Annotated in this window: 23 protein-coding genes and 3 pseudogenes; 14 read left to right on the top strand and 12 right to left on the bottom strand. The window is 61.7% G+C overall.

The features are described 5' to 3' along the window. Nucleotides 1-40: 40 nt before the first annotated feature. The 3 genes from KU43P_RS11025 to KU43P_RS11015 all read right to left on the bottom strand — a co-directional run bounded on the left by KU43P_RS11025 (nt 41) and on the right by KU43P_RS11015 (nt 3,125). Nucleotides 41-952, bottom strand: coding sequence for a dimethylarginine dimethylaminohydrolase family protein (locus KU43P_RS11025; RefSeq protein WP_317663030.1), 912 nt, complete (start codon nt 950-952; stop codon nt 41-43). Between the two features lie 13 nt (nt 953-965). After that, complete coding sequence (locus KU43P_RS11020) at nt 966-2,213, bottom strand: Zn-dependent hydrolase (RefSeq protein WP_317663028.1); 1,248 nt, start codon at nt 2,211-2,213, stop codon at nt 966-968. Nucleotides 2,214-2,321: 108 nt separating this feature from the next. After that, nucleotides 2,322-3,125, bottom strand: a complete 804-nt coding sequence (locus tag KU43P_RS11015; RefSeq protein WP_317663027.1) for a response regulator transcription factor — start codon at nt 3,123-3,125, stop codon at nt 2,322-2,324. 136 nt (nt 3,126-3,261) lie between these two features. On the opposite strand from KU43P_RS11015, the gene KU43P_RS11010 reads away from it, so the two are divergent. From KU43P_RS11010 to KU43P_RS11000, 3 genes are read left to right on the top strand one after another with little or no spacing between them, the layout of a single operon-like run. Beyond that, nucleotides 3,262-4,035, top strand: a complete 774-nt coding sequence (locus tag KU43P_RS11010; RefSeq protein WP_317663026.1) for a (Fe-S)-binding protein — start codon at nt 3,262-3,264, stop codon at nt 4,033-4,035. Further along, the gene (locus KU43P_RS11005; protein WP_317663024.1) at nt 4,035-5,447 is read left to right on the top strand and encodes a lactate utilization protein B; all 1,413 of its coding nucleotides are present in this window, start codon (nt 4,035-4,037) and stop codon (nt 5,445-5,447) included. The genes KU43P_RS11010 and KU43P_RS11005 overlap by 1 nt, the downstream gene beginning before the upstream one ends. Further along, nucleotides 5,444-6,055, top strand: coding sequence for a lactate utilization protein C (locus tag KU43P_RS11000; protein WP_317663022.1), 612 nt, complete (start codon nt 5,444-5,446; stop codon nt 6,053-6,055). The genes KU43P_RS11005 and KU43P_RS11000 overlap by 4 nt, the downstream gene beginning before the upstream one ends. 4 nt (nt 6,056-6,059) lie before the next feature. On the opposite strand, the gene KU43P_RS10995 is transcribed toward KU43P_RS11000, so the two are convergent. Both KU43P_RS10995 and KU43P_RS10990 read right to left on the bottom strand, forming a co-directional pair. Next, on the bottom strand, nt 6,060-7,088 hold the full coding sequence (locus KU43P_RS10995) for a LacI family DNA-binding transcriptional regulator (protein WP_317663020.1): 1,029 nt from the start codon (nt 7,086-7,088) through the stop codon (nt 6,060-6,062). Between the two features lie 120 nt (nt 7,089-7,208). Continuing rightward, nucleotides 7,209-8,819, bottom strand: a complete 1,611-nt coding sequence (locus tag KU43P_RS10990; protein ID WP_317663019.1) for a 5-guanidino-2-oxopentanoate decarboxylase — start codon at nt 8,817-8,819, stop codon at nt 7,209-7,211. Between the two features lie 225 nt (nt 8,820-9,044). On the opposite strand from KU43P_RS10990, the gene KU43P_RS10985 reads away from it, so the two are divergent. Next, entirely contained in the window at nt 9,045-10,424 is a 1,380-nt protein-coding gene (locus KU43P_RS10985; RefSeq protein WP_317663017.1) for a UDP-glucose dehydrogenase family protein, read from the top strand. 37 nt (nt 10,425-10,461) lie between these two features. Here the strand turns inward: KU43P_RS10985 and KU43P_RS10980 are convergent, their stop codons facing one another. Then, nucleotides 10,462-10,899, bottom strand: coding sequence for an acetyltransferase (locus KU43P_RS10980; protein ID WP_317663015.1), 438 nt, complete (start codon nt 10,897-10,899; stop codon nt 10,462-10,464). A 350-nt stretch (nt 10,900-11,249) separates the two neighbouring features. Further along, nucleotides 11,250-11,693 (bottom strand): annotated as a pseudogene (locus KU43P_RS10975) (efflux RND transporter permease subunit); the annotation flags it as partial. 222 nt (nt 11,694-11,915) lie between these two features. Here KU43P_RS10975 and KU43P_RS10970 point away from each other — a divergent pair. After that, nucleotides 11,916-12,206 (top strand): annotated as a pseudogene (locus KU43P_RS10970) (cupin); the annotation flags it as partial. A gap of 96 nt (nt 12,207-12,302) precedes the next feature. Beyond that, nucleotides 12,303-12,776: an OsmC family protein gene (locus tag KU43P_RS10965; protein WP_317663014.1), complete on the top strand. Its 474-nt coding sequence runs from the start codon at nt 12,303-12,305 to the stop codon at nt 12,774-12,776. 229 nt (nt 12,777-13,005) lie between these two features. On the opposite strand, the gene KU43P_RS10960 is transcribed toward KU43P_RS10965, so the two are convergent. Continuing rightward, on the bottom strand, nt 13,006-13,890 hold the full coding sequence (locus KU43P_RS10960; RefSeq protein WP_317663778.1) for an alpha/beta hydrolase: 885 nt from the start codon (nt 13,888-13,890) through the stop codon (nt 13,006-13,008). 238 nt (nt 13,891-14,128) lie between these two features. Next, the gene (locus tag KU43P_RS10955) at nt 14,129-15,355 is read right to left on the bottom strand and encodes an OprD family porin (RefSeq protein WP_317663012.1); all 1,227 of its coding nucleotides are present in this window, start codon (nt 15,353-15,355) and stop codon (nt 14,129-14,131) included. A gap of 200 nt (nt 15,356-15,555) precedes the next feature. Here KU43P_RS10955 and KU43P_RS10950 point away from each other — a divergent pair, with 200 nt between their 5' ends. The 3 genes from KU43P_RS10950 (at nt 15,556) to KU43P_RS10940 (ending at nt 19,885) form a co-directional block, all read left to right on the top strand. After that, nucleotides 15,556-16,458 carry a LysR family transcriptional regulator gene (locus KU43P_RS10950; protein WP_317663010.1) on the top strand — a complete coding sequence of 301 codons (903 nt, stop codon included), beginning with the start codon at nt 15,556-15,558 and terminating at the stop codon, nt 16,456-16,458. Nucleotides 16,459-16,567: 109 nt separating this feature from the next. Continuing rightward, on the top strand, nt 16,568-18,022 hold the full coding sequence (locus tag KU43P_RS10945) for a YfcC family protein (protein WP_317663008.1): 1,455 nt from the start codon (nt 16,568-16,570) through the stop codon (nt 18,020-18,022). A gap of 42 nt (nt 18,023-18,064) precedes the next feature. Next, the gene (locus KU43P_RS10940) at nt 18,065-19,885 is read left to right on the top strand and encodes a CocE/NonD family hydrolase (RefSeq protein ID WP_317663006.1); all 1,821 of its coding nucleotides are present in this window, start codon (nt 18,065-18,067) and stop codon (nt 19,883-19,885) included. 173 nt (nt 19,886-20,058) lie between these two features. Here KU43P_RS10940 and KU43P_RS10935 read toward each other — a convergent pair whose 3' ends face one another. Then, complete coding sequence (locus KU43P_RS10935) at nt 20,059-20,493, bottom strand: PRC-barrel domain-containing protein (RefSeq protein ID WP_317663004.1); 435 nt, start codon at nt 20,491-20,493, stop codon at nt 20,059-20,061. A 454-nt stretch (nt 20,494-20,947) separates the two neighbouring features. Here KU43P_RS10935 and KU43P_RS10930 point away from each other — a divergent pair, with 454 nt between their 5' ends. The 3 genes from KU43P_RS10930 (at nt 20,948) to KU43P_RS10920 (ending at nt 22,837) form a co-directional block, all read left to right on the top strand. Next, entirely contained in the window at nt 20,948-21,475 is a 528-nt protein-coding gene (locus KU43P_RS10930) for a DUF3455 domain-containing protein (RefSeq protein WP_317663002.1), read from the top strand. Nucleotides 21,476-21,584: 109 nt separating this feature from the next. Continuing rightward, entirely contained in the window at nt 21,585-22,133 is a 549-nt protein-coding gene (locus KU43P_RS10925) for a sigma-70 family RNA polymerase sigma factor (protein WP_317663000.1), read from the top strand. After that, nucleotides 22,130-22,837: an anti-sigma factor domain-containing protein gene (locus tag KU43P_RS10920; protein ID WP_317662998.1), complete on the top strand. Its 708-nt coding sequence runs from the start codon at nt 22,130-22,132 to the stop codon at nt 22,835-22,837. The genes KU43P_RS10925 and KU43P_RS10920 overlap by 4 nt, the downstream gene beginning before the upstream one ends. On the opposite strand, the pseudogene KU43P_RS10915 reads toward KU43P_RS10920, so the two are convergent. Further along, nucleotides 22,838-23,020: pseudogene (locus KU43P_RS10915) on the bottom strand (integrase); the annotation flags it as partial. A gap of 28 nt (nt 23,021-23,048) precedes the next feature. After that, the gene (locus tag KU43P_RS10910; protein WP_317662996.1) at nt 23,049-24,230 is read right to left on the bottom strand and encodes a LysR family transcriptional regulator; all 1,182 of its coding nucleotides are present in this window, start codon (nt 24,228-24,230) and stop codon (nt 23,049-23,051) included. Here KU43P_RS10910 and KU43P_RS10905 point away from each other — a divergent pair. After that, complete coding sequence (locus KU43P_RS10905; protein WP_317662994.1) at nt 24,153-24,746, top strand: HD domain-containing protein; 594 nt, start codon at nt 24,153-24,155, stop codon at nt 24,744-24,746. The genes KU43P_RS10910 and KU43P_RS10905 overlap by 78 nt on opposite strands. 14 nt (nt 24,747-24,760) lie before the next feature. Then, nucleotides 24,761-25,525 carry a class II aldolase/adducin family protein gene (locus KU43P_RS10900; RefSeq protein WP_317662992.1) on the top strand — a complete coding sequence of 255 codons (765 nt, stop codon included), beginning with the start codon at nt 24,761-24,763 and terminating at the stop codon, nt 25,523-25,525. Nucleotides 25,526-25,529 lie beyond the last annotated feature (4 nt).

Raw genomic sequence — 25,529 nt, 5'->3', positions numbered from 1 at the left:
GTCAGGGAGAGGGGTAAACAAGGCATTCAGCCGTGGCCGATTACACCCAATCACGCCGCAGCGGCTGGCACATGCAGTGCACGCCACCACCCCCCTTGGCGATCATGCTGATGTCCGGGTCATAGACCTTCAAACCCAGGGCCAGGCACTTCTCCTTCAGGGTCAGGCTGGTGGACGGCAGCAGCACTCGCCCCTCGCCCAGGGCCACCACGTTGCAGCCCAGCTCCATGGCGTCCTTGAAGGGGATATCGACGATCTCGATGCCCTTGGCCTTCAGCCAATTCACCAGTTCGGGCTCCACCGCATCGACGCAGACCGCCGCCAAGCGGTCGGCGAGCATCACGCACAGCGCGTCCATGTGCACGAAGTACGGGTCCATGCCGTAGAGCTTCACTTCCCAACCCTCGGCTTCCAGCCAGCCCTTCATCTGCTGAACCGCCGGCGCCTGGGAGCGCTCGCCGGTGTAGCCGCAGAGGATCACCCCCGGCTGCAGCATCATGAAGTCACCGCCCTCGAATGAGCCGGCGCTGATCATGTCATAGATCGGAATATCGTTGTCCTTGTAGAACTGGATCACCGGGGCGTACTCGCCACGGCGCCACCACTGGGCCATCTGGGTGACGATCGGGCCGAAGGGGGTCATCACGCTCGAGTCGCGGGCGAACACCTGATACTTGAGGTTGGGGTCGGTGGGCAGCATGTGCACCTTCACCCCCGCCTCGCGGTAGGCGTCAACCATCTCGGCGTGCTGGGCACGGGCCACATCGGCGTCGAAGCGGTAGCCCAGGCGCAGGCTCTTCTTCGAAATGGAGCTGGTCTCCAGCCAGTGGTAGTGGTCCACCGGCCCCAGCAGCACGTCACGCAGGGTGCCGTATTCGGAGTTGGCGCCCCAGTGCTCCAGGCGCGGTGTGTCGCCGCTGTCGCGGCGGTGCTTGAGGGTGAATGCACTCATGGTGTTCTCCAGGTCAGGAATGGGCCATGCGCAACATGGCGTGTAGCAAGACGTTTGCGCCGGCCTCGAGGTCGGCGGGGGCGGCGTCCTCAGCCTCGTTATGGCTGATGCCACCTTTGCAGGGGACGAAGATCATGCTGGTGGGGGCGACCCGCGCCAGGTACACCGAATCGTGGCCGGCACCACTGCACATGGGCATGTGCGAGTAGCCCAATTGCGCCACGGCGTCCTGCACCGCGGCCACGCAGTCGGCATCGAAGGCCACCGCCGGGGAATGCCACTCCTCACGGATATCGGCTTCGAGGCGCAAGCGCCCTGTCTCTTCGGCGACGATCGCGCGAAAGGCGGCGTCCAGCCGATCCAGCACAGCCTGCTCGGGGTGGCGCAGGTCCACTGCCAGCACTAGGCGCTCGGGTACCGTGTTGCGTGAGCCGGGTTCGACACGGATGTCGCCGAACGTCACCCGGGCCCAGGGCCCGTGTTCTTCGGCCAGGCGATACAGGCGCGCAAGGATTGCGGCCAAGCCCATGAAAGGATCCCGCCGCACGGTCATCGGCGTCGGCCCGGCATGCACCGGCTGGCCGGTGAGGGTCAGGTCGTACCAGCGAATGCCCTGCACCCCGGTCACCACCCCTACGGTGAGGTGCTCGGCTTCGAGGATCGGGCCTTGCTCGATGTGTACTTCGAAGGCGGCAGCCAGGGGCCTGGCCTGTGCCGGTAGTTCGCCGAGGTAGCCGATACGTTCCAACTCGGCGCCGAGGGTCAGGCCCTGGCGGTCGGCACGGCCATGGCCATAGGCGAGGTCGAAGGCGCCGGCCCAGACGCCAGAGCCGATCATCGCCGGCGAAAAGCGCGCGCCCTCCTCGTTGGTCCACACCGCTACCTCCAGGGGTGCGCGGGTGCACAGGCCGGCGTCGTTCAGGGTCTGGATCACCTCCAGGCCGGCGAGCACGCCATAGACGCCGTCAAAGCGCCCGCCGGTGGGCTGTGTGTCCAGGTGCGAACCGGTAAGCACCGGCGCCAGGCTGTCGTCGAGCCCGGCGCGGCGGGCGAAGATATTGCCCATCCGGTCGACGCTCACAGTACAGCCAGCCTCGATGCACCAGCCGACGAAAAGGTCGCGACCGGCCTTGTCGAGGTCGGTCAGGGCCTGGCGATTGCAGCCGCCCTGGTCGGTGGCGCCGATTTGCGCCATCGCCATGAGGCGGGCCCAGAGGCGTTCGCCATCGATGCGAAGTGAAGCAGTGTGGGTGTTGGCCATGGGATGCTCTCTCGACGGACCACCGGCGTGGGGTCGGTGGTGGATACGAGAGGCAGCCTAGAGTCGGCGGGCGAACCCAACCATACCCGGATCAGGGTAGGACCCGGCTCAGGCCACGCCGGAGGCGGTGACGCTGGCGATGAACTGGGAGAACAGCTCGCCCTGGGAGCTGATGCCGAGCTTGGCGTGGATGTTCTTGCGATGGACGCCCACGGTGTCGGTGGAGATGGCCAGTGCGTGGGCCACCGACTTGGAGGAATGCCCGCGCAGGATCAGCCTCGCCACCTCGGCCTCGCGCTCGGTCAGGCAACCCTCTCCGAAGCGCTCGAAGGCACGCTGCAGCTGCCGGTGCAAGGCCTGCCCCTCGCCCTCCCCGTCCACCAGGACGGCGCCCCAGTGGCGGCGGGCGGCGGCCCCCACCAGCGGCTCGATGGCCTGCAACCTCGCCAGCGCCTCGGCGGCGAAGGCGCCATGGCCAGCGAGACGCCCCATGGACAGGGCCAGGCCGCCGGCACCGGCGAGGTCGATGAGGATGTTCACTTCGTCCGCCAGCCCATGGGACACGTAGAAGCTGCGGTAATACTCCGACGCCTGGAAACCGTCCGGCGCGATGTCAGCCAGCCGCAGCACGCCCCGCCGCCCTTCGATACAGGCCTGGCGTACTGGGTCAAGCAGGTAGGGCCCCACCAGGTAGCGCTGGATCTCTTCTCGCCGTTCGGGCAATACCCGGCCCGCCTCCAGCATCGCCGGCGGCCGTGCCGGCACGTGGGCGACGATGAAGGCGGTGTCGATGGGCACTGCCGCAAACACCGACTGCAGCAGTCGCGCAGGGAAATCGGCACGGCCGATGGCCTCAATCAGCGGGGCTTCATGGCTCAGCCAGCGGGCGAGGTCGAAGGCATGGTCGGTCAAGGGCAGCTCGTCTCGTGGTACGCAGAGGCGCTCATTGTCCACAGCACGGGCCTGCGGGCCAACGCTCGTGATTTGGATTTGACATGAATGTTACCGCTAACATAGATTGCCTGTCACCTTGCTTCGGAGACGCCTCATGTCCATCAGCCAGAAAAACCCTCGGGTGGGGCTGTTCGTCACCTGCCTGGTGGACCTGCACCGCCCCAGCGTCGGCTTCGCCGCCGTGGACTTGCTGGAACAGGCAGGCTGCCGAGTCGAGGTGCCGCGAACCCAGACCTGCTGCGGCCAGCCAGCCTACAACAGCGGCGCCGCCGACCCGGCCCGGGCGCTGGCGAAGCAGCTGATCGCGGCCTTCGAGCATTACGACTACCTGGTGGCCCCATCGGGCGCCTGCCTCGGCATGATCAAGCGGCACTACCCCGAGCTGCTCAAGGACGACCCCGCCTGGCATTCGCGCGCCCTGGCCCTGGCCGAGCGCAGCCATGAGCTGCTGAGTTTCCTCGACGAGACGATGGCCTGGCAGCCAACCACCGCTTACCCGGGCAGTGTCACCTACCACGACGGCTGTTCCGGCCTGCGCGAGCTGGGTATCGAGCAACAGCCGCGACGCCTGCTGGCCGGCGTGGTGGGCCTGAAGCTCGTGGAGATGGCGCACGGGCAGACCTGCTGCGGCTTTGGCGGCACTTTCTGCCTCAAGTACCCCGATATTTCCGCGCGGATGGCCAGCGAAAAGGTCGCCAGTATCCGCGCCAGCGGCGCTGACACCCTGCTCGGCGGCGACCTCGGCTGCCTGCTCAACATCAGCGGCCGGCTGACCCGCCTGGGCCAGTCGGTGCGGGTGTTTCACACCGCAGAGGTGCTGGCCGGCATGACCGACGCCCCGGCCATCGGCGAAGGCAGGAGCACCTGATGGAACTGCGCTCTGCCCACTTTCAGCCCAGTGTCCGCGCCGCCCTGTTCGATCCGGACCTGCAAGAGGCCATGGCCGACAATCGCCGCTTCGCCGCCCATGTGCGCGAGCAGGTGGCGGCCAGCGGCAGCTTCCAGGCCCTGCGCGAACGGGCCCGGGCCGTCAAGGACCACACCCTGGCCCATCTCGACCACTACCTGGAACGCTACGAAGCCGCCGCGCAAGCGCGGGGCATCCAGGTGCACTGGGCCGCGACCCCCGAAGAGGCGCAGCAGCAGGTGCTCGCCATCTGCCGTCAGGCCGGTGCGCGCCGGGTGATCAAGGGCAAGACTATGATCGGCGAGGAGATGGGCATCAACGCGGCCCTGGCCCACGCCAACATCGAGCGCGTCGAGACCGATCTGGGCGAATACATCCTGCAGCTGGCCGACGAGCCGCCCAGCCATATCAACGGCCCGGCGATCCACAAGACCCTGCGCCAGGTGCAGGCACTCTTCCACCAGCATCACCAGGGGCTGGGGCGCGAGCGATACCTGGAAGACCCGGCCGAACTTCTGGCCGAAGCCAGGCGCCTGCTGCGCGGTCAGTTCCTGGCGGCCGATGTGGGCATCACCGGGGCCAACTTCCTCATCGCCGAGGACGGCACCCATGTGCTGGTGACCAACGAAGGCAATGGCGACCTTACCAGCCTGCTGCCGCCGGTGCGCATCGTCCTGGCGAGCATCGAGAAGGTGCTGCCGACCCTGGCGGATGCCGGCACCCACCTGCAGTTGCTGGCCTTGAGTGCCACCGGCCAGCCGCTGACCAGTTACACCTCGGTGTATGGCGGCGCCGATAGCGACGGCCCCGAGCAATGCCATGTGGTCCTGCTGGACAACGGCCGCAGCGAGATGCTCGCCGGCGCCTTCCGCCCCATGCTGCGCTGCATCCGCTGTGCGGCGTGCATGGACAACTGCCCCGTCTACAACTGGGTCGGCGGCCACGCCTATGGCTGGATCTACCCAGGCCCCATGGGCTCGGTGTGGACGCCGAACCTCGCCGGTCTGGAAGGCACCCGCGACCTGCCCAACGCCTGTACCCTGAACGGCCGCTGCAAGGAAGTCTGCCCCCTGCAGATTCCCCTCCCCGACATGCTCCGCGCGCTGCGCGAACAGCAGTGGCAACGGCAGCTGACGCCCACCGGCACCCGCCTGGGCCTGCGCGTGTGGGCGGCGCTGGCGCGGCGCCCGGCGCTCTACCACCGGCTTACCGCCCTGCTAGCCTGCGCCCTGAAACTGGCCGCGCGCGGCCGTGGCCGGCTCCGCCGCCTGCCACTGGCAGGCGCCTGGACCGCCGAGCGCGACCTGCCCGCGCCCCAGGGCGCCACCTTCCAGCAACGCTGGCAACGTCAGCAGAAGGAGAAACGCCAATGACTTGCTCACGTGCGGCCATCCTTGGCAAGGTGCGCCAGGCGCTGGGGCGTCAACCGGGCGATTGCGTCCAGCCGGCGCCACCGCCCGCCGCGATCGTCACGGGCGACGGCAGCGACCTGGAGCAGCGCCTGGGTGAGCGCCTGGCGCTTACCGGGGTAACCTTGCAAACCCTGGCCAGCCCAGGCGAGCTCGCCGGCGCCGTGGCAGCCTACCTGGCAACGCGGGGCCTCACCCATGCGGTGGCTCTGGCGCCGGGATTGGCGCACGAGTGCTGGCGGGGCGTGGCGGTGGATGTGGGCGGCGCCCTGCCCCATCACCAAGTGGCGGTAACCCGTGCCTTCGCTGCCGTGGCGGCCAGCGGCAGCCTGGTGTTTCTGGCAGGCCCCGACCATCCACCGCGCTCGGGCTTTTTGCCAGAGCATCATCTGGTGGTGCTGTCAAAGGCGCGCCTGGTGGGCCGGCTGGAGCAGCTGTGGCCGTTGGTGGGCGGGCATCCGGGTGAGGCGCTGCACCTGGTGGGTGGCCCCTCCAGCACCGCCGATATCGGCGGCCAGCTGCTCTACGGCGCCCATGGCCCGCGTGCCGTACATGTACTGCTAACGCCCTGAGGACTCAACCGCGCAGCGCGGTGGACTCGCGCGCCACCAGCTCGCAGCCCACATCCACATTGACCGCACTGGGCGCCTCGTTGCGGATGCGCTGGAAAAGCAGCTCCACGGTGGCGTCGGCCACGCGCTCGGAGGGGATCCGCACGCTGGTGAGCGACGGTGTGGCCACCCGCGCGATGGGCATATCGCCGAAGCCGCAGATGCCCAGGCGCCCGGGCACGTCCAAGCCCAGGCGCTGGCAGGTGAACAGCGCGCCGAGGGCCGGCATGTCGTTGGTGAAGAACGCCCCGTCGCAATCGATCTCGCCCCGCACCAGGCGCTCGATCACCGCCACGCCGTCGTCGACCTGGGGTATGGGGGACGTGTTGAAGCGTTGCGGCTCGACACCGATCGCGTCGCGCACCGCGTGGCGGAAACCGGCGAAGCGCAGGTTCTCGCGCTCGTCGTCATAGCCGAAGAACGCCGGCCGGCGATAACCGGACTCCACCAGGTGGCGCCCGGCCGCGGCCCCGGCCGCCCAGTTGGAGAAACCCACCACCTGCCCCACGGGCTGGCGCGGCACCTCGCCCTCGGGCAAGTCCCAGAGTTCGATCAGGGGGATGTCGGCGGACTGCAACAGCGCCAGGGTTTGCGCCGAGTGATAGCCGTAGGCGAGGATCAGGCCGTCCAGCTGACGGCCGAGGAAAGCCCGCAGCAGCTTGTGCTCCTCGTCCTGGGAGAAGCGCGTCTCACCGATCAGCAGGTGGTAGCCGGCACGGGCCAGGCCTTGCTGAAGCACCTCGATGGTGGTGGCGAGAATGGGGTTGGTGATGGTGGTGATCATCGCGCCGATGATGCCACTGCGCCCGGTCACCAGCTGGCTGGCAGCCAGGTTCGGCACGTAGCCCAGCTCGCGCACCGCCTGCTCGATCTTCTGCCGAGTGCGTTCGGAAACCTTGTCCGGCTTGCTCAGCGCCCGCGAGACCGTCATGCCGGATACCCCGGCCAATCGAGCGACGTCATGCAGGGTGGCGGGTTTGCTCTTGGTGGACATCCTGGCCTCTGGCGCCTGTGGTAAGGGGCGCATTATCCCTGAACGGCCCTGTGAATGGGCAAGTCCCTGCCTGAGGCGGCGAATTCATTCGCCCCCACAGGCAGGGCCACGGTTGCGCCATCAGGCCAGGAAGTCAGCGTGCTCCCACACCTCGATCAAGCTTGGGCGATCGGCCTTGGCGGCGGCCTCGAGCAGCGCTGCCAAGTGATCCAGGCTGGTGACCTTCTCGGCGTTGCAGCCGAAGGCGCGGGCCAGGCCCTGGAAATCCGGCGTGTAGATGTCGACGCCCAGGGTGGGGATGTCGCGGTTCTGCATGTAGCGCTTGATTTCGCCGTAGCCACTGTTGTTCCACAGCAGCACGATGATGGGCGCGCCGGCTTCTACCGCCGACGCCAGCTCCGGCAGGGTGAACTGGATGCCACCATCGCCGATCAATGCGATCACAGGGCGCTGCGGTGCCGCCAACTTGGCGCCGATGGCAGCCGGCAGACCGTAGCCGAGCGTGCCGTAGCCAGTGGCGGAGTTGAACCAGCTGCGGGTGCGGGTGGCTTCGAACAGGTAGTTGCCCGAGTACACCGGCTGGGTGGAGTCGCCCGCCACGATCAGGTCCGGCAGGGTGCGCTGAAGGGTGTCCAGCACCTTGCACTGGCCCTTCCAGTTGGCCGGCCACTGGGCGTCCAGCTCCGCACGCACCGTGGCCGCGCGTTGGCTGCCCACGCCTTCGGCATTGAACGCCGGCACCTCCCCCAAGGCCGCCACCAGGGCCTGCATGGCCTGGCGAGCGTCGCTGAGGATGGCGAGGTCTGCCGGGTAATTGCGGTTCAGCTGCTCGGCGTCGATGTCGATGCGGATCAGCGGGCTCTCGATGCGGAAGTTGCCGTCGAACACCCCGTCGTAGTCGGTCTCGCCCAGTTCAGTGCCGATGGCCAGGATCAGGTCCGAAGCCAGCACCATCTTGCGCACCGGCACCCAAGTCTGGTTGCTACCCAGCGCCAAGCTATGGCCTTTGGGCAGTACGCCCTTGGCGTTGATGGTGTAAGCGGTGGGTGCATCCAGGGCTTCGGCCAGGCGCTGGGCCTCGGCGGCGGCGTCGGCGCAGCCGCCACCCAGCAGCAGCAGCGGGCGCTTGGCAGCCTTGAGCATGGCGGCGGCGTGAACGATGGCGTGCGGGCACGGCCCCGGGCGGCTCGGCAGCGCGCCCAGCTTGCGGCGCACATGGTCGGCCGGCGCGGTGATCACGTCGATGGGGATTTCAATGTGTACGGGGCGCGGACGGGCGCCGTTGAACACAGCGAAGGCGCGGGTCAGCACCTGGGGCAGCTCGTCCGGGCGCATCAGGGTGTGGCTGAAGGCGGCCACGCCGGACACCAGGTTGCTCTGCGAGGGCAGCTCGTGCAGGCGGCCACCGCCCATGCCCAGTTGCCCGGTGTTGTTGACGCTGGAGATCACCAGCATCGGGATCGAGTCGGCATAGGCCTGGCCCATGGCCGTGGTGATGTTGGTCATGCCCGGGCCGGTGATGATGAAGCACACGCCCGGCTTGCCGGAAACGCGGGCATAGCCGTCGGCCATGAAGCCGGCGCCCTGCTCATGGCGCGGCGTCACGTGGCGGATGGCGGTATTGGGCAGGCCGCGATACAGATCCACGGTGTGCACGCCGGGAATACCGAACACGGTATCCACGCCAAGCCCTTCCAGCAGCTCAACCAGCAGTTCTCCGCAGGTCAACATGAAGTGTCCTCCAAGGATGTGTCATCGAATGGAGGGCACTGTAACATCAGACTGTTAGCGCTAACATTGCTTTTGTCGGATTCTTCATTCCCAGTAAAAACCCCATGGCCTGAGGGCGGGTACGCGGTGGGTTTCAGGTCAGCGTGGTCACAAATCCTCAATACAAACGTGACATTTTTTTTCAGCTTGCCGCGATCTGCCTATGGACGACGACGGAGCTGTCACATGAAGGTTACGGTTTTTGGTACCGGCTATGTTGGCCTGACTCAGGCAGTGTGCCTGGCCGAGGTGGGGCACTCGGTGCTGTGCATGGATGTCGATGCCGAACGGGTCAGCGCCCTCGAACAAGGCCATTGCCCGATCTTCGAGCCGGGCCTGGCGCCCCTGCTGGAAAAAAACCTGGCGTGCGGGCGCTTGCGCTTCACCACCGACCCGGGCCTTGCCAGCCACTTTGCCCGCTTGCTGTTCATTGCTGTCGGCACTCCGCCGCTGGCCGATGGCGGCGCCGACCTGAGCCAGGTGTTCGCCGTGGTCGACACTCTTCTCGAACACGCCGAGGGCACCAAGGTGATCGTCAACAAGTCCACCTCGCCAGTGGGCACGGTGGACCGGATCAAAGCACGCATCGCCCAGGCAGTGGCTGACACCGAGCGCTTCCAGGTCATCAGCAACCCGGAGTTTCTCAAGGAAGGCACAGCCCTGGATGACTGCATGCGCCCCGAGCGCATCATCATCGGCGGCGCCGCGCCGGCCGAAGTTGAGCTGCTGCGCGAGCTGTACCAGCCGTTCAACCGCAAGCGGGAAAAATTCATGGTGATGGACGCGCGCAGCGCCGAGCTGACCAAGTACGCAGCCAACTGCATGCTGGCGACGAAGATTTCCTTCATCAACGAAATGGCCAACCTGGCCGAGCACCTGGGCGCCGACATCGAGATGGTGCGCCGCGGCATCGGCTCGGACCCGCGCATCGGCTACGACTTCATCTACGCCGGCTGCGGATTTGGCGGCTCGTGCTTCCCCAAAGACCTGCAAGCCCTGCGCCGCAGCGCCGAGGCCGAAGGCTTCGAGCCGCAGCTGCTGCACGCGGTGGAGGCGGTCAACCAGCGCCAGAAGCACCGGCTGTTCGACAAGATCCAGCGGCATTACCCCGGCGGTTTGCGTGGCAAGGTCTTCGCCCTGTGGGGGCTGTCGTTCAAGCCCAACACCGACGACATCCGCGAAGCCTCCAGCCGCGTACTGCTGGAATCCCTGTGGGCCGCAGGTGCGCGGGTACAGGCCCACGACCCGCAGGCCATGGCGCAGATCCGTCGGCACTACGGCCCGCGCGCCGACCTGCAACTGGTGCCATGCAAGGAGGATGCGCTGCACGGCGCCGACGCCCTGGTGATCGTCACCGAGTGGCAGGACTACCGGGTGCTGAACCTGGAGCAGATGCCGCAGCAGCTGGCCGATCGGGTGGTGTTCGACGGCCGCAACCTGTTCGAACCCGAGCACATGGCCGCCGCCGGCCTGACCTACTACGGCATCGGCCGTGGGCAGGTACCGCCGCGTTGGCTGGCGGCACCCCGAGCCCCGCTGGCTACTGCTCGGCCACTGGCCCGGTAAGGGCGCCCTCACCCACCCACTGGGTTCGAACCTACGTTCAGCCCGGCAAGCTCATGTGCAGCAACGGGAACGGCCGGCCTTCGCCGTCCAGCGGGGAACGGCCGGTCTGGATGAACCCATAGTGCAGGTAGAAGCCCACCGCCTGCGGGTTCTGCTCGTTCACATCGACGCTGAGCGCCTGTCGCGAGGCGCGAACATGATCCAGCAATGCCCGGCCGATGCCCTGGCCATGCAGGTCAGGGTCGACGAAAAGCATTTCCACATGGTCGTCACTCAGGCCGATGAAACCCAGCGGGGTGTCTTTGGTATCGATCGCGACCATCAGCTCGACAGCGGGCAGGTAGCTGTCACGCAGTGGCACTATCAGCGCCTCGATATCGGCAGGTTGCAGGAAATGGTGGGTGGCACGCACGGCGCGCAGCCAGATGTCGAGCAGCAGCGGATGGTCCGCGGCAATGCCCTGGCGAATGATCATCGAATCAACCTCGTTCACAGGATGATGAAAACGTGGCGCGCCTTTGCGGGGCGAGCCTGTGGACGTCGGCGGCGTGTATGACCGCTTCGCGAATCAACGCCTGGGCGGTGCACGGCAGCGTGGCCGAAAAGGAAGGAGGCGGCATTCTAAACGGTTGTCAGGCTGCCGTGAATTGCTGGGTTTCAGGGCATCGCAGACACAATGCCAGTGCTCGCTGAAGGCCTTCAGCCAAGGACTTTAGCAGTAGAAAAGCAGCCCGACCCCAATTCCCGGGGTCGGGCCTGTCGGCAAAGGCGCCGACAAGCGTCGATGAATGGATCAAGCAGGATCGCTTGCCCGACTGCGTTGTTCTACGCTAGCCGGTGTGACTTGGCCGGGTGCAGCAGCCAGGCAGCCAGCGCGGGCAGCAAGAGGATCGCGCCCAGCAGGTTGACCAGGAACATGAAGGCCAGCAGAACGCCCATGTCGGCCTGGAACTTGAGCGTGGAGAACGCCCAGGTAGCAATCGACAGGGTCATGGTCACGGCCGTGAACACCGACGCCGTGCCGCGTTGTTTCAGTGCCTCGACAAATGCCTCGCGCAGGCTCAACGCGCGTTCGTGCATCTCGTGCTTGATCCGCTCGAACAGGTAGATGCCATAGTCCACCCCTACGCCCACACCCAGGGCCACCACCGGCAGCGTATTGACCTTCACGCCGATCCCCAGCAAGGCCATCAGGGCATTGCACAGCACCGTGACCAGCGCCAGTGGCACGATCAGGCAGAGGGTGATGCGCCAAGAGCGATGTGACAAAGCTCGTGGAAGTCGCACGTGCAGCGCTCCAGGTGCAGGCCCGCTTCCCATATGCCTACCAGCATTCCTACCTCGTTGAAAGATCAACCCCTAACGCACACAACTGCTTTGCGGGACAGGTGCTTAATCCAACTTCTGTTGCCTTCGTATAGTGGATTCGCCCAGCCCCCACATCGATACCAATGAGGCGCGACCGTGAACGCACCTGCGACTGAACATAAGATCCTGTCCCGCACTCTTCATGAAGCAGAAGCTGAATTTTTCGAGTACAGCAAAGCTGCAAACCCAATTGGCGCCAAGCTGATCAGCAAGGTTCCCTATCAGACCTTTCCTGCCCAGCTCTGCAATTCGGGGCCGACTCGCCTGGTGCCACTCGACCTGAGCGAGAAGCTCGGCTGCAGCGGACCAGCCACAGGCCCTGGTCTTTGCGCCAACTTCCTGAGGATCAACGAGGGCGACAGCATTTCACTAGCCCCGAATGCAACCTCGCAAGTCTTTTATGTGATCGAGGGGGCGATTCACAAAGCCGCCTAGCGCGTGCAAGATGTTTTCCGAGCAAGTAGGGATCAACATTATCTTCCGGGCAGATTTCACAACATAGGCGCTACGATGAAAGAGCACGCATACGCTGTGACCGTAAACTGGACGGGCAACACGGGTGAAGGGACCTCCAGCTATACGTCGTACAAAAGAGACTTCACTGTACAAGGCCCGGGTAAGCCCCAGATCCATGGCTCCGCCGACCCAGCCTTTCGCGGTAATTCCGAACGTTGGAATCCAGAAGACATGCTGCTGGCCTCGGTATCGGCCTGCCATAAGCTTTGGTATCTCCATCTATGTGCGGTCAACAATGTGAACGTGTTGGAATACGTCGACCACCCAGTGGCCCGGATGATTGAGGGCGATGCACAGCGAAAGGGGCATTTCAAGGACGCAGAGTTGCGGCCTCAGATCGTCATCAGTAGCCAATCAGATATCGACCTCGCGATGCGTCTGCATGACGATGCTCATCATGAGTGTTTCATTGCGAACTCGGTCAACTTCCCCATCAGATGCAGGGCTGTGATAAAGCATCAGGGCTAGATCCTCAGTGAGTCAGCAAGCAGGCGCATGCCGCGCAGTCATTGCAAGCCGCCGTGCTAGTCGGCAAGACCTGGTTGCAACGGATGGGGCCTGGCCGCTTTCGACTCAAAGCGACCATTCCAGCTTAGTCAGAAACCGGCCAATAGCCCCCGTCCGATGAGGGAAATTGCCACGCGAAAATGTCTTCACGTTTCCAGATAAAGGATGCGCACCGGGCAGAAACCCGTCATCAGTCGTGAGAAATTTCCGATGCTAGACCTTGCCCATGAATGAACGCCACTACCTCATCCAGAACCGGCGCCAGCCATCGCATAGGGCGGGAGAATGCTGCAATTAATGTCCCGTGGCCCGGCTTGGAGAAATAGAGCTCGCGCACGGGCACACCCTGCTCCCGCAAACGTCGGGCCATGCCTCCCGTGTTGCGCTCGGGATTGACCAGCGTATCGTCCCTCGCGGCTATCAACAGCGCAGGGGGCGATTTGGCGCCAACGTGGTTGATCGGTTGAGAGTCGGGTGGCGAATTCGGAAAAAAGAAAATCGGTCTCACCGCCGGATTTTCGACGGGCAGAAAGTCGTAGGGTCCGGCCAGACCGATCCAGCCGCTGAGCATCGAAGGCTCCATGTCCACCGCTGCCAGCCATTGGGGGTCTAGCGCAACCATTGCTGCGTTGTAGCCGCCTGCGCTATGGCCCATCACATATAGCCGCGCTGGATCTCCACCGTATTGGCGAATGTGTTCGCGGGTCCAGCCGATCGCTCGCGCACTGTCTTCTAGAAAACCCTGATAGTGTACCTGCGGATAAAGCCGGTAATCGGCTATTACAGCTACGATGCCTCGTGCTGCCAGCGCTTCGCCGACAAAGCCGTAGTCACTGCGCGAACCGCTGCTCCAGCTGCCTCCATAAAAGAACACTACCACTGGCACGTCGGTGGCGAGATTGACGGGTGTGTAGACATCCAGCCGGTTCCGCGGATCGTTACCGTACTTCAGGTCATATGCCTTGTTGCATGTGCCTCCCGGAGTGAGGAAGTTTAAAAACTTCAGAGGTGAACAGCCCAGCAACAGGGCCGATAACCCAACGGCAACAGTTATGCGTAGGGCTATCCTGATCATGGTTTTTTCTCTGAGGAGGTGTGCTTCTGAGACTGCGAGCCTGGGTAAGAATTCAGTTGGCGCCTTCACTGAACCGACTTGGCTTGGCAAAGTCAGAAGCGCCACACTCGAATAGGACAGAGCCTCGACATTGTTGATCAAAACCGCGTTTGCCCCTTGCAAGCAGGACACCCACACCTACTCCAGCGCGGCCATCTCAGCAATCGAGGCCTTCACAGCATGAGTCAACCACACGAACTCACCACAGCGCGATCCCGTAGATCAGATAGACCCGAACATTGTCGCGGTCACTAGCATAGGTGCTTCTTGAAATAGCGTGTCGAAGCTCGGCCCCTATCCCTTTGAACAGGCCGTCCTGAACCACGTACTTCAGTTGGGTATCGGTCTCATGCTCTTTGGCTTCTAGCCCACGGTACTCACCGCCGCTACCGTTGTAGTAGCGGGTCATGAACGCAAGACCCGGCACACCAACACTGGCAAAATCGAAGTCGTAGCGCAGCATCCAGGTGCGTTCCCCTGGCTGGATGAATTTTCCAATGCTGGCGTTGCTGAAGGAGTAAACCGTACTCACACTCACATAGGGCAGAGCCGTACTCCCGCTGACTTCCTGGTAGCCGAACCCGAGTGAATGCCCCCCTTGGCGATAGGTAAACAGCCCACTGAACATGTCGGCATCGACCACACCATTTCTGGCTGATCCGGCGTCATCGCTGATGAAATACCGGAGATCGCTTGTGAGCTTTCCTTTTCCAACAGGAGCTGTATAGGTCAAGCCATAAAATTGCTGCCGATAGAAATCACGCAACTCCCCGTAGTAGCTGCTCATGCTGAACCGCTTGCTCAGGTCGTAGCGGAGCCCCACGAAGTCGAAGTCTGTGCCTTCACCGCCGGTGTAGCCCTGCGCAAAGATGTCAACGCTATCGGTAGAGTTCCGGGCTTTCAGCTTGTCCAGATGCCCAGCATGCGCATACAGCCTATCAATGCCGGTGTACTCAACTTGAGTGCCTTGAAAAGTCTGAGGCAAAAGGCGCCCGTCGTTGTATACCAGAACAGGAATCTTGGGCAGCAAGGTGCCTGTACTGACCAGGGTGTCTTGCCAGCGCAGTTTTCCGGTAATGCCAAGGCTGGAGTATTCACTCGCAGCACGCCCATCGTCGTGAACAGGAAGTAGGCCCGTTCCAGCATGATTCGTACTTGAGTCCAGTCGAATACCGGAAAGCCCCAATGCTTCCATTCCGAACCCAACTGGCCCCTCTGTGAAACCAGACTGCGCTTTCAGAATGAAGCCTTGGGCCCACTCTCTGCGATCAGCACCGCCATCTCGGTAGTCGTCATTGAAGTAGTAATTTCGAAGGGCCAAACGTGCCTCGGAATCCTTGAAGAAGTCGGCAACGGCCAAATCAGGGACGAGGCTGGTCATTACACCCGCGCAAGCGAGGGTGCCCGTGCTCAAAAGCATGCGCATAGGAGGTCTCTGCTAGATGTTGTGATTATTGGCAGATTGGCAATCGAACAACTGGCGTCAGTACCTCCTCGTGGAGGTCAGGACTGGACTCAACGTGTTCGTGCGGCGGACACTAGCGCCCTGTGAAACAAGTCACAACGTTATGAGCGATGCGCATTACCCTATGCACACGCTCCTACTTAAGTCGTTGGGAGCAGGACGTGAATCTGAAACAGCTCGAAGCATTTCAAGCCATCATGGCGACCGGATCTACCATAGGCGCAGCCACGCGGATGGATCTGTCCCAGTCGGCTGTCAGCAGGCTTCTTACGCAGCTTGAAGAGCACTTGGGCTTCTCACTTTTCCTGCGCCGCAAGGGGCGGTTGATGGCAACACCTGAAGCAGAGGAGCTCTTGGGCCAAGTCTCCTCACTCGTCGACAACCTTCAACGTGTTCAACGTTTGGCTGACGAGCTTCGGGTCGGTCGCTCCCGAAGAACTCTGCTCCGCGTGGCAGTACCAACAAGCATGACTCATCACCTGCTACCGGGCATCGTGGCCGAGTTCCTGCGCGAGCGGGAAGACGTAGTGGTTGAAATCCTTACTGGGGGCTATGACACCTTGGAGCGTGCTGTCCTCGACCGCAGTGCGGACTTTGCGTTTGTCCGATTGCCCGCAGAGCTTCCTGATTTCGAGGTACAACCGGTACTGGAGACCGAGGGAGTTTGCGTGGTGCCTGAGGGACACCCCTTGGCAGAGCTATCGGAGGTCACCGTAGATCATCTTCGAGCGGTTCCCTTGGTTCTCCTGGGGCGGCAAAGGAATCTTCGCTCAGAACTGGATCAGCGTTTTCGAGAGGCTCGTGTGACCCCGCAGGTACGTGTCGAAGTGCATTCCGTAAGCGCAGCCTGTGCATTCGTTGCCGAGGGGATGGGCGTCTCAATCATCAACGGACTGCTTGCCAGAGACTTCGGTAGCTTGGCGCTTCAGAGCAGGCCGCTTCGCCCGGCGCTGCCGTACAGATTCGGTCTGATTTTCCGCAAAGATCAACCTCGCTCCAGGCTGGTCGACGCCTTCGCTGAACACATGAGTGAACGCCTCAAGGCGATATCGAATAACGAGTAACGCATAGGTCAACCCGAATTACTCATAACGTTGAGCATTCACGAAGGGTTGTTCTAGTGTGCCGCCATAACGCCTGGCCCCCCAAGAACAACAAACGAGAATGCGCACTATGAATCGCTCCCACTCTCCGTCGGCAATAGTCGAACAGGTTGATGAGGCTGCACCTTCCAGCCCCACTTCCAACAAACCGTCCAAACAGCTCAACCCAGCATTGATCCTGCTGAGCATCGTTTTCATGGCGCTCGCGTTCACTTACTTTGTGGACTCAGGCCAATTTGAGCGCAAGGACATTGCTGTCATCCCTGGTTCATATCAGACCCTGGAAAAGGATTCTGGCCTCAGTCAATTGTTCTCGGTCGAGCCTCGAACCGCTAATGCAGAGGCCGCACGGCCTGTGTCCCTGACTGAAGCCTTCATGGCGATTCCTCAAGGGATCGAAAAGCGTGCAGGGCTCATTTTCATGGTGCTGTTCATCGGCGGAATGTTTGGCGTTCTGAACAAAGCAGGCGCCATCGATGCAGGCCTAGAGCGTGTACTAGGCCTCACCAAAGGTAACATTTACGTCTTGGTTCCCTGTTTGATGCTGGTGTTCTCCGCCGGCAGCACATTCATGGGCCTGGCGAAAGAATTCATTCTCATCGTCCCGCTGATGGTCGCCATGGCCAATCGGCTCGGCCTCCCCAACATCATCGGCCTCGCGATAGTGGCCATCTCGGTGAAAGTGGGCTACCTCGGCTCAATCACCAACCCTGTCGCATTAGCTGTAGCCCAGCCGCTGGTGGGAGTGCCAATGTTTAGCGGGCTCGATATGCGGGTGGCCAGCTATTTCACCTTTTTGGTAGTCGGCATCGCATTTGTGCTGCTGAGCATTCGCCGTCACGGTTTCGACAGCACCGCACAATTCGACTTCAAGCAATCACGCCTTCATCCGCGACATGCTGCGAATCTCATGCTCTTGGCACTGGGTGTAGCATTTCTGGTGTACGCATCGAACCGGTGGCACTGGAAGTATCCGGAGCTCTCCGCGTACTACCTGGCTCTGAGCATGGTGTTCGCGGTTGTTGCCGGGATTGGGGCTAGCGAAGCTGCCGGCGCCTTCGTCGATGGTATGAAAAAGGTATTGATGGCCGGCGTACTGATTGGCTTGGCCACTGCGGTTGAAATCATCCTGAGCACCGGTCAGGTACTCGACACCATCGTCAATCACCTGTCTGAGTTGGTGGGTGAGCATGGCCCACTGGTATCAGCATTCGGTATGTTCTTCGCCCAATTGGGGCTGGACGTTCTGATTCCCTCCACGTCAGGCCAAGCTGCCGTGACCATGCCAATTTTTGGCCCGCTCGGACAACTTTCTGGGGTAACGCCGCAGACCACTGTGTATGCCTTCCTGCTCGGCAATGGACTGACAAACCTCATCACACCGACCTCCAGCGGCTTGCTGGTTCTGCTTGCCACTGCACAAGTGGGCTGGGGCCAGTGGGCGCGCTTCATCTGGCCCCTGCTCTTGGCCTTCACCGCCATTGCCTTGGCGCTCCTCAGTATCGCCGTCCTCATCGGTTACTAATCACGGTCTGTGCAAGCAGCCCAGCAACTTCGAGTAGCAGATATGCACGTTTTGAAAAACTTGATGGTGCCGATGCGCGATGGCGTTCGGCTGGCCACGGACGTTTATTTGCCCGATGCCACGAACTCTCCACTACCCGTAATCATCGAGCGCACCCCGTACAACAAATCGATGCCATCTCGTTCCGAGAAGCGTCTGGATGGGCATCACCTCGGGCGTGAGGAAATGGCAGCCGCCTTTGCCACCGAAGGGTTCGTGACCGTCTTCCAAGACTGTCGCGGTCGGTATGAGTCCGAAGGCGAATTCGTCAAGTACATCAACGAGGGTGAAGACGGGTACGACACACTCGCCTGGCTGGTAGAGCAGCCTTGGTGTAACGGGCGCGTGGGCAGTATGGGTCTGTCCTATGCCGCCCATACGCAGTTGGCCATGGCATGCCTTAACCCACCTGGTCTCTGCACGATGGTTCTCGATTCAGGAGGGTTCGCCAACGCCTTCCAGTGCGGAATTCGCCAAGGCGGGGCATTTGAACTCAAGCAGGCTACCTGGGCCTACAAACAGGCCAAAGAGAGTCCCGCTGCAAACACTGATCTACAACTGCGAGCATCGCTTGAGCAGGAGGACATCCACGAATGGTTTGCGAATATGCCGTGGCAGGCTGGCCACTCTCCGTTACGCCATGCCCCCGAATATGAGGACTACCTTCTTGACCAGTGGCGACGGGGCAATTACGACGCCTATTGGAAGCAGTTGGGTATCTGCGCCGACCATTACCGCGCAAGGATTCCCGACATTCCAGTGCTCCACATGTCTAGCTGGTATGACGCCTATGTCAGCTCGACGCTGGAAAATTTCAACGCCTTCATTCGCCACGGGAACGCACCTCAACGGCTGATTATGGGGCCGTGGCTGCACGGTGATCGCAACGTCACGCACAGTGGCGACGCAGAGTTCGGAGTGAACTCTGCGTTCGATGGGCATGTAGAGGAAGACTGGCTATCTTGCCGCCTGCAGTGGTTTAAAAACCACCTGCTTCAGTCAACCGCAACCTTGCCATCCCTCCAACAGGTGCAGGTGTTCATCATGGGCGGTGGGTCGGGTAGCAGAAACGAATCCCAACGAATCGATCATGGCGGGGAGTGGCTGTCGGCAACCCAGTGGCCTTTACCCGGTAGTCAGCAAATGACGCTGCACTTCTACGCTGATGGTGTTCTGAGAGATGAAGCACCTACGAATTCCAGCAGCCAGACGTACCTAGCAGATCCACTGAACCCAGTGCCAACCATTGGTGGGGCGCTCACCTCAGGTGCGCCTGTATTTGCAGGCGGTGCATACGACCAGCGCGAGACGGCTCGTTTTTTCGGAGCCCAAGGTGACAACCGTCCTTTGAGCGACAGACCCGATGTACTCAGCTTCTCAACTGAGCCGTTGGCGGCAGACCTTGTGGTTGCCGGCAGTATCGAGTTTGAGTTGTGGGTGGAGACAGATGGCCTGGATACTGACTTCACTGCAAAACTGGTTGACGTCTACCCACCGAGTATTGATTACCCAGAGGGTTTCGCAATGAACATCACGGACGGGATCATCCGTGCCCGGTATCGCAACTCCTGGAGTGCCCCTTCGCCCACGGTGCCTGGTCAGTGCTTTAAGGTATCAATCCATCCCTTTGCCACTTGCAATCGTTTCAAGGAAGGTCATCGCCTGCGCATTGATATTGCGAGCAGCAATTTCCCCCGCTTCGATGTGAACCCAAATAGCGGTGAGCCTGAAGGGCAAGCTGCGAACAAACGAATAGCCCGAAACACCGTTCATATGAGCAGCGAAAAACCGTCTCGTGTCATCATGACCGTGCTACGTACCTAGCGATCGCGAACGATCAAAGCACTGTCATCTAAATTCGTAATCAATGGCCAATCAAGACCAGGCAACAGATGATTGCATGCCTGAAAATGACAGCTATCGACCGAAAGGCCCCTGTCCCGGACCCTTGGTCAGGGGAGGCTTGGCCGGGAGCCCGGCCAAGCAGGTTGGCAATATCACAGCTGGGGATCGTTTTCCCACGTGGTGCCGTAGTAGTCGTGGATACCTTTGCCCCAAGTCGGATCGCTCATGTTTGGCCAGTTGTCCTTATCGAAGCCTGGGGCGTTCTTCAGGCGGTCTTTGTCGGCATCTAGGACGAAGCGCTTGTTTACCGTATCCAGGCGCAGCGCAGCCCATGGCACGGCGAACAGCTTTTCACCCATCCCCAGGAAACCGCCGAACGACAGTACGGCGTACGCAACCTTGCCGCTGGCGGTGTCCAGCATGATTTCCTTGATGTCACCCAGGTCTTCATCTTGCGTGTTATACACGTCGTTGCCGATGAGGGTATCCGCGCCCATCAGCCGCGGCCCCGGGCCGCGGTCTCCGTCGGCAGTGAAATCGGTCCGTCCCTTGTACATACCGTACTTGTCGCGTTCTTCGAAGTTCATAGTGCGCTCCTGGCCAGAGGCCACAGGCAGTAGAGCATCCCGACTCTTGGTTCAAGGCTGCTCGGGTGACGCCGGCGAGAATGCCCGGCGTGATCAGACGTTTTTTTACCGCGCGATCTCCCTCGAGCATTTAGCAAGGCTCGTATGAGAGGCGGGCGAGACAGCGAGCGACGGGATAGGACACTTAGCTTCGATGGCCTGGATGCGTTTCTGCGGCGCTCAGAATAGGAGAGTGGTCAGCATAAACAGCCGTTCGCTATTTGCGACCAGCGGTGGGACGTGGAATCGACAGAGGCGGTGCTGCGGATGGCCGTCAATGTGGTCTGAACACCTTCCTCAGGGCTCACTGGCCAAAATGATTTCTGGACCGGTGCATCCAAAACGGCAGCTGGTGGGTAGTCATTATCAGGCAGTCGATGATTGCCCATCCCATGACCCCAAAGGAATTCGCCTCATGAACCTCAAGCCCGCTTTTTCCCTGCTTGTGACCGGTCTCGTCCTTGCGTCTGCAACCGCCCATGCTCAATCAGGCATCCCGGATGCCGTCAAGGTTCCCGACGGCCACAACGTCATGCTTGAAACCGTCGGTGTGGGTGACATCACCTACGAGTGCCGCGATAAGGCCAATGCTCCCGGCCAGACGGAATGGTTTTTCGTAGGCCCCAAAGCGGTGCTCAATGACCGTGCCGGCAAACCTGTGGGGGACTATTTCGGCCCTCCAGCCACCTGGCAGGCCAAGGACGGCTCGAAAGTGACCGGCACCCAGCTTGCCGTCGCCCCAGCGGCCAAAGGCGACCTCCCCTATCAACTGGTCAAAGCCAACCCTGCTGATGGCAAGGGCGCCATGCAAGGGGTCAGCTATATCCAGCGGCTGGCGACACGCGGCGGCGTAGCGCCGAGCATGGACTGCACGGCGCAGAACAAGGGCGCGCAACAGGTCGTCAAATACCAGGCCGACTACGTGTTCTGGTCAGCCAAGTGATGAGGGCTTGAGCCGCGCACTTGCGCGTGATGATCTACGCTCCTGGGCAAGCCTTGGCCGCCAGGCCGAGGCATCGCCTGGCCTTCATGAAAAAGGGAACGCCCATATCTTGAATTCTCCAGTTGTTCCTTTTGACTTCGAAGGCTGTCTTGCCGCTTGCGCCCAAGGAGACCGCCATGCCCTGCAGGCGCTGTACGAGCATGAGGGCGGGCGATTGCTGGGCGTCGCACGTCGGATCGCACGTGACCAGGCGAGCGCTGAGGACATTGTTCATGATGCCTTTGTGCGTATCTGGACACGTGCTGCCAGCTTTGACCCCTCGCGTGGTTCGGCCCGGGGCTGGGTCTACAGCATCACCCGTCACCTGGCGCTGAACTGCGTGCGAGACAGCCGCTGGGAAGCAGGCCTGGATGAGATTGGCAGTATCGAGGCTGTGACGGTGCCTGCGCAGCTGGATGACCTGCAACTGTGGTCAGGCTCGGCGAAGATCTATCGCTGCCTTGAGCAACTGCAACCCGCGCCTCAGCGCTGCATCCTGCACGCCTACGTGGACGGGTGCAGCAACGCCGAAATCGCAACCCTGCTGGGTGCGCCGCTGGGCACCGTGAAGGCCTGGATCAAGCGAAGCCTGAAGGCCCTGCGGGAGTGCATGGCATGAAACGTAGCCCTGATGATGGCAATACCGAGGACCTGGACGAGCTGGCGGCCGAGTATGTGCTGGGTACCTTGAGTGGCGAACAACGTACTGCCATGCAGGGCCGGCTGCAAACAGAGCCGGCCCTGCGTGCCGCAGTTGATGCATGGGAGGCTCGCCTGCTCGAATTGACCTCGCAGGTAGAGCCCATCACGCCGAGCCACCGCTTGTGGGGTCGGATCGAACGCAGCCTTGAGCAGGCACAGCCTGCAAGGCCGCAAAGTACTCGCTGGTGGCAGCGGCTGGCAGTCTGGCAGGGCTTGAGTGCTGCAGGCCTGGCCGCGAGCTTGCTGCTCGCCCTCGCCTTGTGGGCCACGGCACCGCCGGTAACCACGTACATGGTTGTACTCGTGGCGCCATCGGGGCAAGCCCCAGGATGGGTAGTGCAAGCCAACGATGCGCGCATGATCGAACTGATTCCCCTGGGCCATGATGATGTGCCTGACGGCATGACCTTGCAGTTCTGGACCAAGGGCGAGCAGTGGCACGCCCCTGTTTCGCTGGGCTTGGTAAAACCGGGCGAGCAGTACCGCGTGCCGATGGAGCGCTTACCTGCGCTTGAGCCGAATCAGTTGTTCGAGCTGACACTCGAGAAGGCAGGAGGCTCCCCCACCGGCACGCCAACGGGCCCAGTCAAGTTCATTGGCCGTGCTGTGAAAGTCATATGACCCATGAGCAACGGCGCGCACGCGATGCCTGGTCTTATCGCAGGCTCGTAGCTTGCTGTCGATGGCCAGATCGAAAAGGGCTAGATCACGAGGTTCCTCCGCGGTCTGGAGCCTTACCCGAATGGCCCAGATCTCTTTCAGTCGCAGTGGCGCTTTCTGCCCGGCCAATTTTTCTTGAGTTATCTGCCCGCTTTGGGTCGGATGGCGACGGTCATTGGCTTAGGGAAATGTGTGAATGTTGCGCAAGGATAAGATCCATCAAGCGCTGAGCGGGTGGTGACAGGGTGCGTCCTGCCAACTGCACGATGGCGCATTCGATGTTGAGTTGCCGGGGGTCAAGTGCCGGTTTCAATAGCTGGCCAATATTTACCAGCTCGCCGTTGCTACTGTCCCGATTAGTCCAGCAACTCCAGGTGAACAGCAGGTTGTCACTACACAGCGTCAGGTCGCGCAGCAACTGCAGATTGTCACAGGACAACGCTAGCGGCAGAGCCTGGTTGGGCTTCATGCCAAACATCTCGCGTAGACGCGGGGCAAAAGACTTGTCGATCATCACGGCCGACCAAGGGTAGTCCGCCACTTGTGCGGGCGCTGGCGGGGTATTTTGCTGCAACAGCGGGTGGCCTGGTCGGCAAAAGATGGACGCAGGCTCGGCTGGCAATTGAGTCACCGTGAATCGGTCGTCCTGCTCCAACTCGCCTGGGTTGGCGACGAAGAACTCAATATGTTCCTGTTCCAGATGCAACTGCAAGTTGAGGGTCTGGCTCACCTCGATGTGCAATTTCAGATGAGGACACTGCATTTTCAACTCGGTCAGCGCGCGCCTGAGTGGACCATCGATGGCCAGTAAGCTGGTGCCGAACTTCAACTCGCCGCGTTCGGCATGAGCCAGGTAATAGACGTCGTTCGCCAGATCACGGGCTCGTCCCAGCAGCAGCTTGGCTTTATCGATCAGGTAGCGACCAGCGGGGGTCGGCCGTACCGAGCGCGTGTCGCGGTCAAACAGCCGCATGCCGAAATCGGCCTCCAGCGACTGAATGCTGCGACTGAACGCCGTCTGCGATAGGTGCGCACGGTCCGCCGCTCTCGAGAAGTTCAGCTCTTCAGAAAGCAGCTCCAGATGGTGTAGGCGTTTCAAATCGATTGATGCCTTCAACGCATAAGATTCCCGAAAAGAATGCATTAGACGCGAATATAGGACGCCGATAGCGTAGTGACAAGGGCCCGCTAGATGGCCAGTTTCATGCTGGATGCGGACTCCTCCAACTAAAACAATCAGCGTTGTCAGCAGCGCGTTTATCGTGAGATTGGCCGTATGAATTCTCTTGCCAGCTTTACCCGCATGGACCAAAGCACCCAGGCCGACTGGGACATCATCGGTGAAGAATTTCATCACTTCAGCCAGGCACTGCCCGATCGCATCATTGCCCACCTTATGCTGCTGCAGGGAGACTACTCAGGCTTCCCCATCGACCGACTCAGCCATTGCCTGCAGACCGCGACTCTGGCTTATCGCGATGGTCGCGATGAGGAGTATGTGGTCTGCGCGTTGCTGCACGATATTGGCGACACCCTAGGCTCGTTCAATCACCCTGAGGTGGCGGCGGCAATACTCAAGCCGTTTGTAAGTGAAGCCAACCACTGGATGGTGCAGCACCACGGCGTGTTCCAGGGCTATAACTTCTTCCACTTCATTGGCATGGATCGCAACCTGCGCGACATGTATACCGAGTATCCGCACTTCACCCATACGCGCGAGTTCGTTGCGCTATACGACAATCCGGCCTTCGATCCCAACGGCGAGATGCTTGAGCTGGACTTTTTCGAGCCGATGCTGCGCCGCGTGTTTGCCAAACCCAAGCAAAGCCTCTACTCGGCAGCGCTGGAACGCATGAATCAACAGGCCTGAAAGGAACTTGCGACATGAAGATCGAATCGCTTGAGGGAAAGGTCAGCGATGCTGAGTGGCGTCTGCGCGTGGAACTGGCGGCGTGCTACCGGCTGGTGGCCCTGTACGGTTGGTCAGACCTGGTATTTACCCATATCAGCGTTCGCCTGCCCTCAGAGCCTGGTGAACCCGAACAGTTTCTGCTCAACCCCTATGGCATGCTCTTCGAAGAAGTTACAGCCTCCAGCCTCATCCGCGTGGACGCCGCCGGCAACAAGCTCAGCGACTCACCATTCCCGGTGACACCGGCCGGATTTACCATCCACAGCGCTATCCATGCTGCACGCGAGAACGCCGTGTGTGTGATTCACACCCACACCCGCAGTGGTGTGGCCGTCAGTGCACAGGCCTGTGGGTTGCTGCCCATCAGCCAGCAGTCCATCTTCGTGCTCAACTCGCTGGCCTACCATGACTATGAAGGCGTTGCCCTTCGCGCCGACGAGAAACCGCGGTTGCAGGCCGACCTTGGCCAGGCCGACTACCTGGTGCTGCGCAACCATGGGTTGCTGGTGGTCGCGCGCGGCATTGCGGATGCCTTCCTCAAGATGTATACGTTCGAGAACGCCTGCCGGATTCAGCTCGACGCTCAGGCTGGCGGCCCGCTGATCGAGATCTCAGAGTCCATTCGCCAAGGGCTTGATGACGTCTTCAAGCATGCCACCAGTGGCATGGGCGCCGAAATTGCCTGGCCGGCACTGCTCCGCAAGCTGGACCGGCTAGATCCCAGTTTCAGGCAGTAAGCGC

The sequence above is a fragment of the Pseudomonas sp. KU43P genome (genome assembly GCF_033095865.1).
Taxonomy (GTDB): Bacteria; Pseudomonadota; Gammaproteobacteria; order Pseudomonadales; family Pseudomonadaceae; genus Aquipseudomonas.
The sequence above is the reverse complement of the archived record's forward strand: the minus strand, read 5'-3'. Positions and strand labels throughout refer to the sequence as shown.